Annotated in this window: 18 protein-coding genes; 9 read left to right on the top strand and 9 right to left on the bottom strand. The window is 55.3% G+C overall.

Features of this window, described 5'->3' with window-relative positions; all coding sequences use genetic code 11:
• Positions 1–30: 30 nt before the first annotated feature.
• From C3432_RS02855 to C3432_RS02830, 6 genes are all read right to left on the bottom strand, one after another.
• Complete coding sequence (locus tag C3432_RS02855) at positions 31–270, bottom strand: DUF2542 family protein (protein ID WP_103775172.1); 240 nt, start codon at positions 268–270, stop codon at positions 31–33.
• 73 nt (positions 271–343) lie between these two features.
• The gene (gene sanA, locus C3432_RS02850; protein ID WP_103775621.1) at positions 344–1,063 is read right to left on the bottom strand and encodes an outer membrane permeability protein SanA; all 720 of its coding nucleotides are present in this window, start codon (positions 1,061–1,063) and stop codon (positions 344–346) included.
• Between the two features lie 125 nt (positions 1,064–1,188).
• Positions 1,189–2,073, bottom strand: coding sequence for a cytidine deaminase (cdd, locus tag C3432_RS02845; protein WP_103775171.1), 885 nt, complete (start codon positions 2,071–2,073; stop codon positions 1,189–1,191).
• A 277-nt stretch (positions 2,074–2,350) separates the two neighbouring features.
• Positions 2,351–3,049, bottom strand: a complete 699-nt coding sequence (locus C3432_RS02840) for a CidB/LrgB family autolysis modulator (RefSeq protein WP_103775170.1) — start codon at positions 3,047–3,049, stop codon at positions 2,351–2,353.
• A complete protein-coding gene (locus C3432_RS02835; RefSeq protein ID WP_103775169.1) occupies positions 3,046–3,444 on the bottom strand; it encodes a CidA/LrgA family protein in 399 nt (132 codons plus the stop codon). The genes C3432_RS02840 and C3432_RS02835 overlap by 4 nt, the downstream gene beginning before the upstream one ends.
• Positions 3,445–3,576: 132 nt before the next feature.
• Positions 3,577–4,485 (bottom strand): LysR substrate-binding domain-containing protein, encoded by a 909-nt coding sequence (locus C3432_RS02830; RefSeq protein ID WP_103775168.1) that lies wholly within the window; start codon positions 4,483–4,485, stop codon positions 3,577–3,579.
• 126 nt (positions 4,486–4,611) lie between these two features.
• Here C3432_RS02830 and mhbT point away from each other — a divergent pair, with 126 nt between their 5' ends.
• The 6 genes from mhbT (at position 4,612) to dusC (ending at position 10,601) form a co-directional block, all read left to right on the top strand.
• Positions 4,612–5,982 (top strand): 3-hydroxybenzoate transporter MhbT, encoded by a 1,371-nt coding sequence (gene mhbT / locus C3432_RS02825; RefSeq protein ID WP_103775167.1) that lies wholly within the window; start codon positions 4,612–4,614, stop codon positions 5,980–5,982.
• Entirely contained in the window at positions 5,975–7,012 is a 1,038-nt protein-coding gene (gene gtdA / locus C3432_RS02820) for a gentisate 1,2-dioxygenase (protein WP_103775166.1), read from the top strand. Before mhbT ends, gtdA begins: the two co-directional genes overlap by 8 nt.
• Positions 7,013–7,026: 14 nt before the next feature.
• A complete protein-coding gene (locus C3432_RS02815) occupies positions 7,027–7,728 on the top strand; it encodes a fumarylacetoacetate hydrolase family protein (RefSeq protein ID WP_103775165.1) in 702 nt (233 codons plus the stop codon).
• Positions 7,729–7,736: 8 nt separating this feature from the next.
• The gene (gene maiA, locus C3432_RS02810; RefSeq protein ID WP_103775164.1) at positions 7,737–8,381 is read left to right on the top strand and encodes a maleylacetoacetate isomerase; all 645 of its coding nucleotides are present in this window, start codon (positions 7,737–7,739) and stop codon (positions 8,379–8,381) included.
• Positions 8,382–8,395: 14 nt separating this feature from the next.
• Positions 8,396–9,589, top strand: coding sequence for a 3-hydroxybenzoate 6-monooxygenase (locus tag C3432_RS02805; protein WP_103775163.1), 1,194 nt, complete (start codon positions 8,396–8,398; stop codon positions 9,587–9,589).
• 61 nt (positions 9,590–9,650) lie between these two features.
• The gene (gene dusC, locus C3432_RS02800) at positions 9,651–10,601 is read left to right on the top strand and encodes a tRNA dihydrouridine(16) synthase DusC (protein ID WP_103775162.1); all 951 of its coding nucleotides are present in this window, start codon (positions 9,651–9,653) and stop codon (positions 10,599–10,601) included.
• A 32-nt stretch (positions 10,602–10,633) separates the two neighbouring features.
• On the opposite strand, the gene yohP is transcribed toward dusC, so the two are convergent.
• On the bottom strand, positions 10,634–10,717 hold the full coding sequence (yohP, locus tag C3432_RS28505) for a small membrane protein YohP (protein WP_087855921.1): 84 nt from the start codon (positions 10,715–10,717) through the stop codon (positions 10,634–10,636).
• 69 nt (positions 10,718–10,786) lie between these two features.
• The gene (locus C3432_RS02795) at positions 10,787–11,521 is read right to left on the bottom strand and encodes a class I SAM-dependent methyltransferase (protein WP_103775161.1); all 735 of its coding nucleotides are present in this window, start codon (positions 11,519–11,521) and stop codon (positions 10,787–10,789) included.
• A 168-nt stretch (positions 11,522–11,689) separates the two neighbouring features.
• Between C3432_RS02795 and mdtQ the strand changes: the two genes are divergently transcribed.
• Positions 11,690–13,129: a multidrug resistance outer membrane protein MdtQ gene (mdtQ, locus tag C3432_RS02790; protein ID WP_103775160.1), complete on the top strand. Its 1,440-nt coding sequence runs from the start codon at positions 11,690–11,692 to the stop codon at positions 13,127–13,129.
• A 25-nt stretch (positions 13,130–13,154) separates the two neighbouring features.
• Here mdtQ and C3432_RS02785 read toward each other — a convergent pair whose 3' ends face one another.
• Complete coding sequence (locus tag C3432_RS02785) at positions 13,155–13,727, bottom strand: DedA family protein (protein WP_103775159.1); 573 nt, start codon at positions 13,725–13,727, stop codon at positions 13,155–13,157.
• A gap of 163 nt (positions 13,728–13,890) precedes the next feature.
• Here C3432_RS02785 and C3432_RS02780 point away from each other — a divergent pair, with 163 nt between their 5' ends.
• Positions 13,891–14,478, top strand: a complete 588-nt coding sequence (locus C3432_RS02780; protein ID WP_103775158.1) for a Yip1 family protein — start codon at positions 13,891–13,893, stop codon at positions 14,476–14,478.
• Positions 14,479–14,651: 173 nt separating this feature from the next.
• Entirely contained in the window at positions 14,652–15,599 is a 948-nt protein-coding gene (pbpG, locus tag C3432_RS02775) for a D-alanyl-D-alanine endopeptidase (protein ID WP_103775157.1), read from the top strand.
• The last annotated feature ends 17 nt before the right edge of the window (positions 15,600–15,616 follow it).

The raw sequence follows: 15,616 nt of genomic DNA, 5'->3' as shown, positions 1-15,616 counted from the left end.
AACCGGTACGGGATAGTCTGTGCCGGTTTTTTATTTAATAAACACGAGCCAGATACCGGCGAGCAGCGTGCCAACTGAGACACCAAACCAGGTGATGACATAGCTCCAGTAAAGGTTTGCTTGTGTCGTCCGGGAGATGATGAGTGGTTCTTTGGCTCCCTTAACCGTTTTCTCCACTGTGCCGGAGCGCAAGGCTTTCATTCCTTCGCGGAAGGTCCAGGCAACGATCATCAGTACGCCGATTGCAATAAAAATTGTTTTGTCATTCATTCTTAATATCCTGTCATCAAAGGCGTTCGTATAGACTCGTCATACTTCAGGTTGCAGATCTGACCCCTGTCGCTTATTTGCCCTGTTTTTTCTGCAAATCTAAAAGTTGTTCCGGGGTTACCGCCGGGTAACCCTGAGCATCGTCCGGAACCTTGTGCATGGTGGGGATGGGAACTAACGGGCCCAAAAAGCGGGGCTCGCGTTTGAAAAGGTACAGGTCAGCCAGCGCGCCAAAGCGAGCGCCGAATTCGCGGACCCGAACCGTCAGCATATCTTTCGGAGACGGTACCGCATAACACCGGGCCTGGATCCCCATATGCAGCGCAATAAAAAGCGCGCGCTCACAGTGGAACCGCTGGGTAATAATAATGAAATCGTTGGTATCAAACACTTTGCGGGTGCGTACTATCGAATCCAGCGTGCGGAATCCGGCGTAATCGAGCACGATATCCGCGGGGTCAACGCCGGCGGCAATCAGGTCTTTACGCATCGTCATGGGTTCATTATAGCTCTGCAACGCATTGTCACCGCTGAGCAATAAATAGTTTACCTTTCCGCTGTTGTAGGCGTTTAACGCCCCCTGGATACGGTAGCGGTAGTACTGATTGATCACGCCGGTTCGGTAATATTTTGCGGTGCCGAGCACCACACCCACCTGGCGATAGGGGAGATCCTGCAACTCATCGTAAATATAGGGGGCGGTTTTCCAGCTCATCCAGCGGTCAAGCCCAAGCGCAGTCAACAGCAGTAAGCCGATCAGGACTAACAGGCTGTAGAAAACACGCTTTACCATGCAGAAAACTCGATAGCTGGATGAAATTTCAATCAGGCTACTGTACCCGCTGTCGAAGCGCAAGAAACAGGCGTCTGATTGGGGGGATTTTAGGCGTTAGCGGGCATTTTGCCCGCAGTCAGCGATCAGGCGAGAAGCACACGGTCAATGTTATTGCAGCCCAGCGCTTTCAGCGTGGCGGCGGTGGCGTCCCATTGAATCAACGCGGCATCGGCTTTTTCCGCCAGAATAGCGCGCTGAATGTCCGGGTAATCATACCCGTTAAGGCTAAGCAGGTTTAATGCGCCCTGTAGCGGAGGCAGCGTCGGGTTAAAGGCGGCGTTTTCCGCATAGCTGCCGGTGAAAATACGCCCGTCTTTGCACTCCAGCGCCACACCGGATGGCGAGCGACTGTAAGGCATATGGCAGCGGTTAGCTGCGGCAATCGCCGCCTGGGTCAGCGCATCACCTTCTGACGCAAAGCCGTGATTCTGGTCATCCATCAACAGCGTTTTAATATCCAGATCTTTCGGCCCAAACGCGTCCGGCAGATAGTCGCGCAGCGTATGCGGTGGGCGTCCCGGCAAATGGATACGCAGATCCAGCCCGCTGTTCAGTTCATTCATAAACTGACGGCAGTGCCCGCAGGGAGTGTAGTTAACGGTGATAGCGGCAAGGCCTTTTTCACCGCGCAGCCAGGCGTGGCTGATTGCGCTTTGTTCCGCATGAACGGTCTGCTGCATGGTTGCGCCAGGGAATTCCATATTCCCACCGAAATACCAGATGCCGCTGATGCCGCGTGCGATAGCGCCAACGTTGAAGTCAGACAGCGGAGTACGTGCACAGCTCGCCGCCATCGGCAGCAGAGCGAATGCCAGCGCGTCTTCGTCCAGTCCCGTTGCATCTTTGAGCAAAGAGACCTGCTCAGCGGTCAGCAAAGCGGGAAAATGCGTATCTGCGATAATCGGTGCCAGCGCTGATTGCAAATTATCCGCAAGTTGGCTAAACGCAGTGTGAAAACGTGGATGCATGGCGTTGCCTCATAACAATGTAATGGAAACGTAGTTTACGGGCCTGATACGGCTTTATATGTGATCTACATCTCATCAATTGTGCAACTTATGAAACGTTGTCGAAAAATGTGCGACAAATCGCAAATTTTGGCATCCGGTTCCAGTGGGCGTCACTGGCGGAGGTCATTTCAGCACGGACAGCGCGGAGCCACCGCAGCGTACATGCAGTACGTGAGGATGGCGAGCACTGTCCAGGTTCAAAATGGCAAGCAAAATAGCCTGAGAAGCCCGGTACTCAGTGGTTGAACACCGCCAGAATAAGGGGGAACAGGAACGGTGCCATCAGGGATGTAATAATTCCGCAGATTACCAGCGCCAGTGAACTGAATGCTCCTTCCTGATAATCCAGCTCCGCGCAGCGGGCGGTGCCCAGGGCGTGAGAGGCGGTCCCCATTGCCAGGCCGCGGGCCGCTTTGGTGCGAATGCGCATGGCATTGAGCAACGTGTGACCAAATACGGCACCGAGAATACCGACGAAAATCACGCACACCGCGCTGACTGCCGGTATCCCGCCGATACTACCGCCCACCGCCATTGCAATTGGCGTGGTGACAGATTTTGGCAGTACTGAGGCCGCGATTTCAGGGGTTGCGCCCATCATTAACGCGATGCCGGTTCCGGTTACCATCGCGACGACGCTACCGACGAAACAGAGGGTGATGATGGACTTCCAGCGGGCGCGAATCTGGTGGAGCTGTTCGTACAATGGATAGGCCAGCGCCACAACGGCGGGTTGCAGCAGGTCGTTTAGCACCTCGCTGCCTTTGAAGTAGTGGTCGTAAGGAATCCCGGTCAGCAGCAAAAAGGGGATAATCACCACCATTGCCACCAGCAGCGGATTCAATAAGGGGAATTTATAACGCGCGGCCAGTTTACGTGCGCCGAAGAAAACCGCCAGCGTCAGCGGCAGTGACCACCAGATATACGCCATCATTCTTTTGATCCTTTCTGACCAACCACTTTACGCTCGCCGTGAATCAGATGTGAACTCCAGCTCACGACCAGAAAAACCACCAGCGTGCTGATTGCACAGGACACTACCACCGGGCCAAACTGCGCGCGCAGCAGGTCAACATACTGCATAACCCCCACACCGATTGGCACAAACAGCAGCGCCATATAACGAATCAGCACGTAGCAACCCGGATTGACCCATTTGGCGGGAATGATTTGCAGCGCCAGCAAAACGAACAGAATCAGCATGCCGATGATGCTGCCTGAGATGGCGACAGGCAACAGGGACGCGATAAAAATACCCGCGTACAGGCAGGCATAAATCAGCACGAAAGCGCGTAGATATTGCCAGATGATATTCAGTGTTTTGCTCATAGTTGAAACCCTTGATGAGTTTTTATTCATCATACAATTAAACTTAAAAACGTGCTACCGATCACATCATGAATTCTGAGCATAGTGGAAATAGACAACGGGAACATCAGGCAATGTGCAAAATCGGTAGTGCTAAACGCGTGCCAGATAGTGCAAAAAGCGGTTCAGGGCGGCAGACGGGGTTTCATTATTTCGCCAGAAAACGCCGACGCTACCTTTTTGCTCTATTTTTGGCAGATTCAGGATCACCAGTTGCCCCTGGCTGGCATAACGCAGTGCCAGCCGTAGAGAAAGAATAGAGATCATATCGCTGCTTTGCAGCAGGTTAGTGCTGACGTTCATTGATGCCGATTCGATGGTATTTTCCGGCAGCATGACGCCATTATCGACCAGCGCGTTATCAATACTGATACGGATAGGCGTTCCGGTCGGCCAGACAATCCAGCGCCAGTCGGCGAGATCGTTCCAGGTGAGGAGTGGATATTGCGCCAGGGGATGGTCAGGACGGGCGACGAAGCAGACCGGTTCGGTGTAGAGCACCTGATAGCTGAGCGGCAGCTGTAGCGCCCGGCCACCGACGCGACCCACCACCACATCCACAGAGCCTGCGAGTAAATCGTGCAGCAGCGGGTTCATCACTTTCTCTTCGATATTCAGATGCAGAGTCGGCATTTCATCGAGCAAATGCAGAATGGCCTGGGAAACGCAGTCGGTCGCCACGGGTGAGCAGCCAATCTTCAGGCTTCCCACCAGCCCGCCTTGCTTGAAACGGGCAATTTCATACTGCGAACGTTCCATATCATTGATCAAACGCTGGGCGTGCTGAAGTAACAGTTTGCCGCCCTCAGAGGGGCGCAGCCCTTTACTGTGCCGCTCAAAGAGCGTGATCCCAATCTCATCTTCGAGCTGTGATAACCATTTTGACAGGGCGGGCTGGGTGATGTTCATCATCCGGGCAACGTGGGTCAGATTCCCCTGTTCGCCCAGTGCGACCAGCATTTGCAGGTGATGCAGTTTCAGTTTCTGCGCCCAGTTTGCCATTTGCAATAACCCCCAGGTTATGTCTCTGCATGAAAAGCCATTGTACATTTTATCGACGAACATACAAAGTCGTAACATACCTAAAACAATAGAGACATCTACTCTCCCTGCACCGAGGCATTCACTATGATTCAACGACGTGATCTACAAGCACTGATCGACGCCGCCCCAGTCGGCAAAACGCAGTGGCGCGTTATCATCTGCTGCTTTCTGGTGGTCATGCTTGACGGTTTTGATACCGCAGCCATTGGTTTCATCGCACCCGATATTCGCACTCACTGGCAGCTGACCGCCAGCGATCTGGCGCCGCTGTTTGGCGCTGGATTACTGGGATTAACCGCAGGCGCACTGCTTTGCGGCCCCCTCTCTGACCGCTTTGGTCGCAAACGGGTGATAGAACTCTGCGTGGCGCTGTTCGGCGCGCTGAGTCTGCTCTCCGCTTTCTCGCCGGATCTGCAAACGCTGGTCATTTTACGTTTCCTCACCGGACTCGGGCTGGGAGGCGCGATGCCAAACACCATCACGATGACGTCGGAATATCTGCCAGCGCGGCGGCGCGGCGCGCTGGTCACCCTGATGTTCTGCGGTTTTACCCTGGGCTCGGCAATGGGCGGCATTGTCAGCGCACAGCTGGTGCCGGTGATTGGCTGGCACGGCATTCTGGCGGTTGGCGGAGTGTTGCCTCTGATGCTTTTTGTCGCTCTGCTGTTTGCATTGCCGGAATCCCCACGCTGGCAGGTTCGTCGCCAGCTGCCGCAAAGCGTCATTGCCAGAACGGTCAGCGCCATCACCCGCGAACGCTACGAGGATAGCCATTTTTATCTCAATGAAGCCGCCGCTATTGCCAAAGGCAGTATTCGCCAGCTGTTCGCCGGACGACAGCTGCCCATAACCCTGATGCTATGGGTCGTGTTCTTCATGAGCCTGCTGATCATCTATCTGCTCTCAAGCTGGATGCCAACGCTGCTTAACCATCGCGGGATTGACCTGCAACATGCCTCCTGGGTTACCGCTGCTTTTCAGATTGGTGGCACGCTGGGTGCGCTGGCGCTGGGGGTGCTGATGGATAAATACAATCCGTTCCGGGTACTGGCGGTGAGCTATGCGCTGGGCGCGGTGTGTATCGTCATGATTGGCCTGAGCGAAAACGGCCTGTGGCTGATGGCGCTGGCTATCTTTGGCACTGGTATCGGTATCAGCGGTTCGCAGGTGGGCCTGAATGCCTTAACCGCCACGCTCTATCCCACGCAAAGCCGGGCGACGGGCGTCAGCTGGTCCAATGCCATTGGCCGCTGTGGCGCGATTGTCGGCTCGCTTTCCGGCGGCGTGATGATGGCGATGAATTTCTCATTCGATAACCTGTTTTTCATTATCGCCGTCCCGGCGGCCATCAGCGCGGTGATGCTAACCCTGCTGACGGTTGTTGTTCGCCAGTCGGCCTCTGTCCCGGACGCCTTGCCTCTCGCAGGCGTCGTTAAGGAGAATCACTATGTCTGAACTCAATCAGGATGTTAAACACAGCCGCCAGCAGTATTACCAGCACATTTCCGGGCAGAACCTGACCCCGCTGTGGGAGTCATTGCACCGGCTGGTACCACAAACGCCGAATGCAAACTGCGCGCCTGCATACTGGAACTATCAGGAGATCCGCCCGCTGCTGCTGGAAAGCGGCGACCTGATTGGCGCCAAAGAGGCGATTCGCCGCGTGCTGGTGCTGGAAAACCCGATGCTCCGCGGGCACTCTTCAATCACCCCGACGCTGTATGCCGGATTGCAGCTGATCATGCCGGGCGAGGTGGCACCGAGCCATCGCCACAACCAGTCTGCGCTGCGCTTCATTGTCGAAGGGAAAGGGGCGTTTACCGCAGTGGATGGTGAACGCACCTGGATGCACGAAGGCGACTTTATTCTGACGCCGCAGTGGCGCTGGCACGATCACGGCAACCCAGGCACCGATCCCGTGGTGTGGCTGGACGGTCTGGATCTGCCGCTGGTGAATCTGCTGGGCTGCGGCTTTGCGGAGGACTATCCGGAGGATCAGCAGCCGGTAACGCGTCAGGAGGGCGACTATTTACCGCGCTATGCGGCCAATATGCTGCCGCTGCGTCATCAGAAAGGTAACTCATCGCCGATTTTCAACTATCGCTACGATCGCAGCCGGGAAGCGCTGCATGACCTGACCCGCATGGGCGAAGCCGACGAGTGGGACGGTTACAAGATGCGCTACGTCAATCCGGTCACCGGCGGTTATCCGATGCCATCAATGGGCACCTTCCTGCAACTGTTGCCGAAAGGCTTTTCCTCACGGATGGCGCGCACCACGGACAGCACCATCTACCACGTCGTGGAAGGGCGCGGGCAGGTCACCGTTGGCAACGAAACCTTTAACTTTTCCGCCAAAGATGTCTTCGTGGCGCCGACCTGGCATGGCGTGTCGTTCCAGACCACTGAAGATACCGTCTTATTCAGTTTTTCGGACAGACCGGTTCAGGAAGCCCTGGGGCTGTTCCGTGAAGCACGTTATTAATTGGGAGAAAGAAAATGACGCAATACGTATTCGAGCCACAAGCGCCTGTTACCGTTCCGGTGGTTGGCGGTGATGAACAATTTCCCGTACGCCGGGTTTACTGCGTTGGTCGTAACTATGCCGCACATGCCCGTGAAATGGGGTTTGATCCGGATCGCGAACCGCCGTTCTTCTTCTGTAAGCCTGCCGATGCGGTGGTGCCGGTGGCGGCGGGGCAGACGCTGGAGCTGCCATACCCGTCGCAGACCGACAACTATCACTATGAGATTGAACTGGTGGTGGCGATCGGGAAAAAGGGCAGCGATATTCCGCCCGAAAAAGCCCACGAGTATATCTGGGGCTATGCCACCGGTCTGGATATGACCCGTCGCGATCGGCAAATGGAGATGCGCCAGATGGGGCGTCCGTGGGAGATTGGCAAGGCGTTCGATATCTCCGCACCGATTGCGCCACTGCATAAAGTCAGCGAAACCCTGGATGTGAACCATGCCCCTGTCTGGTTACAGGTAAACGGCGTCGACCACCAGCGCAGCGATATCCGTCATCTCATCTGGTCAGTCAATGAAACTATCAGCTATCTGTCCGGTTTTTTCGAACTGCAACCGGGCGATCTGATTTTCACCGGTACGCCAGAGGGCGTGGGCGCAGTGGTGAAAGGTGATGTGATCACCGGAAATGTGGACGGTTTAACCCCCATCGCTGTGAAGATTGTCTGAGGTGGATGATGAAGCTGTACAGTTTTTTTAATAGCTCAGCATCGTACCGGGTGCGTATCGCACTGGCACTAAAAGGTATCGGTTACCAGACGGTGGGCGTCAATATTCGCATCGGTCAGCAAAACGAGCTGACCTATCGGCGGATGAACCCGGTCGGGCTGGTGCCGACGCTGGTCACCGACGACGGGGAGTCGCTCGGGCAGTCTCTGGCGATAACTGACTGGCTGGATTGTCATTTTCCCCGGTCGCCGCTTCTGCCCGCCGACTTCCCGGCGCGCAGCCGGGTGCTGGAAATTGTCTATGCCATCGCCTGTGATATTCATCCCCTGAACAATCTGCGGGTACTGCGCTACCTGAGCGAAGAGTTAAAGGTCAGTGAAGAAGATAAAAAACGCTGGTATGCGCACTGGATCCAGCAAGGGCTAAGCGCGGTGGAGCAGTTGCTGCGTCAGAGTCATTCGGGATCTTTCTGCGTGGGGGATGCGCCGACGCTGGCAGACTGCTGTCTGATCCCGCAGTGGGCGAACGCGTTACGTATGGGCTGCGATCTGAGCGGATACCCGCGCTGCAAAGCGGTCTATGACGCCTGTATCTCGCTTCCGGCATTTATCGCCGCGGCGCCCGAAAATCAGCAAGACAAAATTTCCGCCTGATAAGGAGAATAACAATGGCTAAAGTGACTCGCGCAATTATCGTGGGGGGTGGGATTGGCGGCGCGGCGACCGCGCTGTCGCTGGCCCGCCAGGGGATTAAAGTGATGCTGCTGGAGAAAGCGCACGAGATTGGTGAAATTGGTGCGGGTATTCAGCTTGGGCCGAACGCCTTTTCTGCCCTGGATAGTCTTGGCGTGGGAGAGGTTGCCCGGGCGCGCGCCGTTTTTACCGATCACATCACCCTGATGGATGCGGTAAACGCGAAAGAGGTTGTACGCATTGAAACCGGACAGGCGTTTCGCGAGCACTTTGGCGGTCCTTATGCGGTGATCCACCGGGTTGATATTCATGCTTCGGTCTGGGAGGCGGCGCTGGTTCACCCCAATGTTGACTATCGCACGTCTGCCAACGTGGTGGATATTCGCCAGACGGCGGATGACGTGACGGTGTTTGATGAGCAGGGCAACAGCTGGACGGCGGATATCCTGGTGGGCTGCGACGGCGTGAGGTCGGTGGTGCGTCAGAGTCTGATTGGCGATGCGCCACGCGTTACCGGACACGTGGTCTACCGGGCCGTGATTGATTGCGATGAGATGCCGGAAGATTTGCGCATTAACGCCCCAGTGCTGTGGGCCGGACCGCACTGTCACCTGGTACACTACCCGCTGCGCGGAGGCAAACAGTACAACCTGGTGGTGACTTTCCATAGTCGCCAGCAGGAGGAGTGGGGCGTGAAGGATGGCAGTAAAGAGGAAGTCCTCTCCTATTTTGCCGGGATCCACCCGCGTCCGCGCCAGATGCTGGATAAACCCACGTCGTGGCGTCGCTGGTCAACCGCCGACCGTGAGCCGGTTGAGAAATGGGGCACCGATCGCATCACGCTGGTGGGGGATGCCGCGCACCCGGTGGCGCAATATATGGCGCAGGGTGCCTGCATGGCACTGGAGGACGCGGTGACGTTGGGCAAGGCGCTACAGGAGTGCGATGGCGATGCGGCAGATGCCTTTGCCCTGTATGAGTCTGTGCGCATTCCGCGTACGGCGCGTATCGTCTGGTCTACCCGCGAAATGGGGCGCGTTTATCACGCGGCAGGCGTGGAGCGTCAGGTGCGTAATCTGCTGTGGAAAGGGAAATCCCAGGCGGAATTTTACCGCGCCATGGAATGGCTGTACGGCTGGAAAGAAGATAACTGTCTTCTTCCGCGCTGAGCCACTTTAATCTCCCGCACGGAGGCGCTACCATAGCGCCTCTTTTTTTACGGGTGACGATATGCGTGTTTTACTGGCGCCGATGGAAGGTGTGCTCGACTCGCTGGTGCGCGAGCTCCTGACGGAAGTGAACGACTACGATCTGTGCATCACCGAATTTGTCCGCGTGGTGGATCAGCTCCTGCCGGTAAAAGTGTTTCATCGACTCTGCCCGGAACTCAATAACCATAGCCGGACGCCCTCCGGCACCCTGGTGCGCGTGCAGCTACTGGGACAGTTTCCGCAGTGGCTGGCGGAGAATGCGGCCCGGGCGGTGGCGCTGGGATCCTGTGGCGTCGATTTAAACTGCGGCTGTCCGTCAAAGATGGTGAACGGCAGCGGCGGTGGGGCGACGTTGCTCAAAGATCCTGAGCTTATCTATCAGGGGGCAAAAGCCATGCGCGAGGCGGTGCCTGCGCATCTGCCGGTGACGGTGAAAGTGCGACTGGGCTGGGACAGCGGCGACAGAAAATTTGAAATTGCCGACGCCGTTCAGCAGGCGGGCGCCAGCGAGCTGGTGGTGCATGGCCGCACAAAAGAGCAGGGCTATAAGGCAGAGTACATTGACTGGCAGGCGATTGGGGAAATCCGCCAGCGGCTTACCATTCCGGTTATCGCGAATGGCGAAATCCGGGACTGGCAAAGCGCCCAGGATTGTATGGCTATCAGCGGATGCGATGCGGTGATGATCGGACGCGGAGCATTGAATATCCCTAATCTCAGCCGGGTGGTGAAATATAACGACCCGCGGATGCCGTGGCCGGAGGTGGTTGCGCTGTTGCAGAAATATACCCGTCTGGAAAAGCAGGGGGATACCGGACTGTATCACGTGGCGCGAATTAAGCAGTGGCTGGGGTATTTACGCAAGGAATACCGCGAAGCGACTGCGTTATTTCAGCAGATCCGTGGGTTAAATAATTCACCGGATATCGCACGGGCGATTCAGGCAATTGATATTGCTAAATTGCGTTAGCGAACACATCGGCCACCGGAGTGGCCGTTTGTTCAAAAAATCATTTTGAAGACGCCAGTCACCACCAATAATCCAATCAGAAAAATAATTAAAATGATCCAGAGTAAAATTTTCATCAGCTTTCCTTTTTTGGTAAGTTCAGATTAAGTATAGGAAAGCCTCTGAAAACCTGCCTGCACATCCTCTTATTTCGGCTTGCGCACGCTGATTAAAAATACCATCGGACGCTCTTTCTCCTCGTCCAGCGCCGGGTTTGCCGCGATCTGTTCATCAGTGGGGCCCCATTCGTTAAGATGGACAATCTCAAATCCGGCGGTAATCAGCGCGTTAATCCAGGTGGCCAGTTTGCGATGCTGCTTTTTCACCCCTTCGGCAAACCAGTTACTCAGGCGTTCTCCCTCCTGCTGGTAATGGTTAACGGGCCAGGATTTTTGCTGCGTCTTATCGATGATCCACCCCTGCGTCAGCGGTGCGGTATAAACCGGGTGCTCCGCAGAAAAGACCAGCATACCGCCCGGCGTTAGCGCCTGATAAACGGTGGCGAACAGACGATCGATATCGCGCAGATAGTGCAGTGCCAGCGAACTGTAGATCAAATCGTAAGATGCAGGTGGCAGAGCCAGTGTCTCCAGATCTTCACGCCGATAATCAATTCCGTCACCACTGGTCATGCTTTGCGCCTGGGCCAGCATTTTTTCAGAGAGATCTACCCCTAAAACATGGGCCGCATGGTTGTCGCGGGCATAACGGCAAAACCAGCCGTAGCCGCAGCCCAGATCCAGGATCCGCTTCCCTGCAAGTTCAGGCAGCATTGCCTGAATCGACGGCCATTCCGGCGCACCGTCCAGCCCTTTAACCGAACGATCCAGGGTGGCATAACCGGCGAAGAAATGCGGATCATCATAAATATTTTGTGACATCGTGCCTCCATTCATAATTAAATAAAATAATCACAATTATATTATTTATATAATATATGTTTTTCTGGTTGTGTCTTTTAATTTCCACCGGTGTATTGCCACGCGTAACTAAAAAATAATCGCCGATAACGGGTAATCTCCGCACACCTTTTCTTATCAGAACCCCCCATGAATCGTTACTCTTTTCACGCTGTGAAAGCGTACTTTCCGCTTTTTATTCTGCTGGCGGGATGTGCCCCAATGCACGATACCCGGCAGGCGCTGACGCCGCAAACGCCTGCTTCGCAGGTTGATACTGCACTACCGGCGGCACTGAAGAACGGGTGGCCGGACAGTCAGTGGTGGCAGGAATATCACGATCCCCAGCTGAATGGCTTAATTGACAGCGCGTTGGCCCATTCTCCTGATATGCAGGTGGCAGAACAACGTATTCAACTGGCAGAGGCGCAGGCCAAAGCGGTGGAGGCGCAGGACGGCCCACAGGTTGATTTTTCTGCCAATGCGGAACGCCAGAAAATGTCGGCGGAAGGTGTGATGGGACCGTTTGCTGCCAGCGATCCCGCGACGGGAACAACCGGTCCCTGGTATACCAACGGGACTTTTGGCCTAACCGCTGGCTGGGATCTGGATCTGTGGGGCAAAAATCGCGCCGAGGTGACTGCCCGGATTGGTGCCGTGAAAGCGCGGGAAGCCGAGCGTGAACAGACCCTTCAGCTGCTGGCCTGCGGCGTCACCCGTTTGTACTGGGAGTGGCAGACGCAGGCCGCACTGGGTGACGTGCTCAGGCAGATTGAGAAAGAACAGCAGAACGTTATCTCGACCGATCGCCAGCTGTATCAGAACGGCATTACCTCCTCCGTGGAAGGGGTTGAAACCGATATTGACGACAGTAAAACTCAGCAACAATTGAATGATGTTGCCGGAAAAATGACGGTGATTGAGGCGCGCCTCAGTGCCCTGACGAATACCCAGTCCGCGTCGCTGACGCTGCATCAGGTGGCATTGCCTGCGGTTGCCAGTCAGTTACCAGCCCGGTTGGGTTATTCATTACTGGCGCGCAGACCTGATTTGCAGGCGGCACACTGGTATATCGAATCGTCGCTCAGCAGCATCGATGCGGCAAAAGCGGCATTTTATCCGGATATCAACCTGATGGCCTTTCTGCAACAGGACGCGCTGCATCTGAGCGACCTGTTCCGCAGTTCCGCTCAGCAAATGGGGGTGACGGCCGGACTTACGCTGCCGATCTTCGACAGCGGCAGACTGAACGCGAATCTGGATATGGCGCAAGCGCAGGGCAATCTGTCGATTGCCAACTACAACAAAGCGGTGGTGGATGCGGTGAACGAGGTTGCGCGTGCGGCAAGCCAGGTCGGGACTCTCGCCCGGAAGAATCAGCATCAGCAGCAGATTGAGAACGATGCCCGGCGCGTGGTGGTGCTGGCGCAGGCGCGTTTTAATGCCGGAATTATTGCCGGTTCCCGGGTCAGTCAGGCAAAAATACCGGCGCTTCGCGAACAGGGTAACGGCCTGATTTTACAAGGGCAGTGGCTGGATGCGTCCATTCAGCTTACCCGTGCGCTCGGCGGCGGTTATCGCTCTTCTTAACGCGTACGCCCGGTGGACAACCGCGCTACCGGGCCGCGTTTTTGCTGCTGCGCTTTTTCAACCACCAGCGGGCGGCCACAACCAGCACAATCACCAGAATCAGCCATATCCAGTGCTTAATGTGTTGGTCGAGATTGTGCAGCCACGGTGCGATAACTTCTCCCCCCACATAGCCCAGGGTGGTAAATATCAGTGCCCACACCAGTGCGCCAACGATATTCAGCGGCAGAAAAATTTTGGGCGGCAAATGGCTTGCGCCAATCAACAGCGGCCCAATCACGCGAAAACCGTACATAAACCGGGTGCCAATCACGAACACGTACGGACGATGTTGGATCATTTTCTGCGCCCGACGGATTTTGTCGCGATGCTTCGGGAAACGCCGCAAAATTTTGCCACCGTAACGACGCCCAAGCAGATAAAGCAGCTGATCGCCAATCATTCCGCCCAGCGCCACAGAGATAACCACCAGAGAAAATTTAAGTAATCCCTGATGTGCCGCCACGCCGCCCAGCAGGGTAATGGTTTCACCTTCGGCCATACTGCCGATGACCAGCGCGGCATAACCATAATGTGCAATAAGATTGTTTATATCCATAAATCTGGATGACCTCCTGATATTAAGCATACACCTTGTGAATCATCGTTGGAGGTTCACGGCACATTTAGCGGTGGGTCATTTTTGCGGTTGTACAAAAAATAAACCAAAGCTGGATTATACTTGAACTGTTAAGGTCTGGAGATGACAACAAGGGGGCGGTATGAACCATGTCTGGGGGCTTTTTTCCCATCCCGATCGTGAAATGCAGGTGATTAAAGGAGAGAACGAAACTCTCTCGCATCACTATACTCACCATGTCCTGCTAATGGCGGCGATTCCGGTGGTTTGCGCCTTTATTGGCACCACGCAGATTGGCTGGAATTTTGGCGATGGCAACATATTGACGTTATCGTTGTTTACCGGTTTTGCCCTGGCAATTCTGTTTTATGGGATGATGTTGGGCGGGGTTGCCATTATGGGGCGCGTTATCTGGTGGATGGCGCGAAAATACCCGCAGCGTCCTTCGCTTACGCGCTGTATGGTTTTTGCCGGATATGTCGCGACACCGCTGTTTCTCAGCGGCCTGGTGGCGCTCTACCCGCTGGTATGGCTGTGCGCTCTGGTAGGAACCCTCGCGCTGCTTTACACCGGGTATTTGCTGTATCTGGGGATCCCAACGTTCCTGAGCATCAATAAAGAGGAAGGGTTAAGCTTTTCCAGTTCGACGCTGGCCATTGGTGTACTGGTGCTGGAGGTACTGCTTGCACTCACCGTGATCCTGTGGGGATATGGATACCGGTTGTTCTAAGGGACGTAAACCGGCTGCACTGCTGTTTTAAAAATCGGCAGTGCAGCATTTCCTCACGATTCTCTTATGGCGGCAATGTCATTAGCTCGCTATGATCCCTGAGCTAGCTTGAGTAAAGTCTGACTCTGGCGGTGCGCGTTGTACGCGTGTGAATCATTTTCTGAAATCTCATCATGCTGAAATTCCGAGTTTCATTCCTTAGCCTGGCCCTGATGCTGGCTGTTCCTTTTGCGCCGCAGGCCGTGGCGAAAGCGGCGACCACCGCGACGGCGTCTCAACCGGAGATTGCTTCCGGTAGTGCAATGATCGTTGATCTGAACACCAACAAGGTGATCTACTCGAACCATCCGGATCTGGTGCGTCCGATTGCGTCAATAACCAAATTAATGACGGCGATGGTGGTGCTGGATGCACGACTGCCGCTGGATGAAAAACTGAAGGTTGATATCAGCCAGACGCCGGAAATGAAGGGCATCTATTCGCGTGTGCGCCTGAACAGTGAAATCAGCCGCAAAGATATGCTCTTGCTGGCCCTGATGTCCTCGGAAAACCGTGCGGCGGCAAGCCTGGCGCACCATTATCCCGGCGGCTATAGCGCCTTTATCAAGGCGATGAACGCCAAAGCCAACGCGCTGGGAATGACCCACACCCGCTACGTAGAACCGACGGGGCTGTCGATTCATAACGTATCGACCGCACGCGATCTGACGAAGCTGCTGATTGCCAGCAAACAGTATCCGCTGATTGGTCAGCTGAGCACCACCCGTGAAGATATGGCAACCTTTGCGAACCCTGCCTACACGTTGCCATTTCGCAATACCAATCATCTGGTCTATCGCGATAACTGGAATATTCAGCTGACCAAAACCGGCTTCACCAACGCGGCGGGTCATTGTCTGGTGATGCGCACGCTGATTAACAATAAACCGGTCGCGCTGGTGGTGATGGATGCCTTTGGCAAATACACCCATTTTGCCGATGCCAGCCGCTTACGTACGTGGATAGAAACCGGCAAAGTGATGCCTGTTCCGGCTGCCGCGCTGAGCTATAAAAAGCAGAAAGCCGCGCAGATGGCGGCTAACGGCACAGGGGCAGGAGAACAAACCGCACAGAACGATTAAACCGCGTCGGATGGTGG

This window comes from Citrobacter amalonaticus, from assembly GCF_002918555.1.
In the GTDB taxonomy this organism is placed as follows: Bacteria; Pseudomonadota; Gammaproteobacteria; order Enterobacterales; family Enterobacteriaceae; genus Citrobacter_C; species Citrobacter_C amalonaticus_A.
This window is presented reverse-complemented; position numbering and strand designations above follow the sequence as displayed.

What these genes read in the sequence shown, in the direction of transcription:
- C3432_RS02855 (WP_103775172.1), bottom strand. Translation starts at nt 270, where the DNA reads ATGAATGACAAAACAATTTTTATTGCAATCGGCGTACTGATGATCGTT.
- sanA (WP_103775621.1), bottom strand. Translation starts at nt 1,063, where the DNA reads ATGGTAAAGCGTGTTTTCTACAGCCTGTTAGTCCTGATCGGCTTACTG.
- cdd (WP_103775171.1), bottom strand. Translation starts at nt 2,073, where the DNA reads ATGCATCCACGTTTTCACACTGCGTTTAGCCAACTTGCGGATAATTTG.
- C3432_RS02840 (WP_103775170.1), bottom strand. Translation starts at nt 3,049, where the DNA reads ATGATGGCGTATATCTGGTGGTCACTGCCGCTGACGCTGGCGGTTTTC.
- C3432_RS02835 (WP_103775169.1), bottom strand. Translation starts at nt 3,444, where the DNA reads ATGAGCAAAACACTGAATATCATCTGGCAATATCTACGCGCTTTCGTG.
- C3432_RS02830 (WP_103775168.1), bottom strand. Translation starts at nt 4,485, where the DNA reads ATGGCAAACTGGGCGCAGAAACTGAAACTGCATCACCTGCAAATGCTG.
- mhbT (WP_103775167.1), top strand. Translation starts at nt 4,612, where the DNA reads ATGATTCAACGACGTGATCTACAAGCACTGATCGACGCCGCCCCAGTC.
- gtdA (WP_103775166.1), top strand. Translation starts at nt 5,975, where the DNA reads ATGTCTGAACTCAATCAGGATGTTAAACACAGCCGCCAGCAGTATTAC.
- C3432_RS02815 (WP_103775165.1), top strand. Translation starts at nt 7,027, where the DNA reads ATGACGCAATACGTATTCGAGCCACAAGCGCCTGTTACCGTTCCGGTG.
- maiA (WP_103775164.1), top strand. Translation starts at nt 7,737, where the DNA reads ATGAAGCTGTACAGTTTTTTTAATAGCTCAGCATCGTACCGGGTGCGT.
- C3432_RS02805 (WP_103775163.1), top strand. Translation starts at nt 8,396, where the DNA reads ATGGCTAAAGTGACTCGCGCAATTATCGTGGGGGGTGGGATTGGCGGC.
- dusC (WP_103775162.1), top strand. Translation starts at nt 9,651, where the DNA reads ATGCGTGTTTTACTGGCGCCGATGGAAGGTGTGCTCGACTCGCTGGTG.
- yohP (WP_087855921.1), bottom strand. Translation starts at nt 10,717, where the DNA reads ATGAAAATTTTACTCTGGATCATTTTAATTATTTTTCTGATTGGATTA.
- C3432_RS02795 (WP_103775161.1), bottom strand. Translation starts at nt 11,521, where the DNA reads ATGTCACAAAATATTTATGATGATCCGCATTTCTTCGCCGGTTATGCC.
- mdtQ (WP_103775160.1), top strand. Translation starts at nt 11,690, where the DNA reads ATGAATCGTTACTCTTTTCACGCTGTGAAAGCGTACTTTCCGCTTTTT.
- C3432_RS02785 (WP_103775159.1), bottom strand. Translation starts at nt 13,727, where the DNA reads ATGGATATAAACAATCTTATTGCACATTATGGTTATGCCGCGCTGGTC.
- C3432_RS02780 (WP_103775158.1), top strand. Translation starts at nt 13,891, where the DNA reads ATGAACCATGTCTGGGGGCTTTTTTCCCATCCCGATCGTGAAATGCAG.
- pbpG (WP_103775157.1), top strand. Translation starts at nt 14,652, where the DNA reads ATGCTGAAATTCCGAGTTTCATTCCTTAGCCTGGCCCTGATGCTGGCT.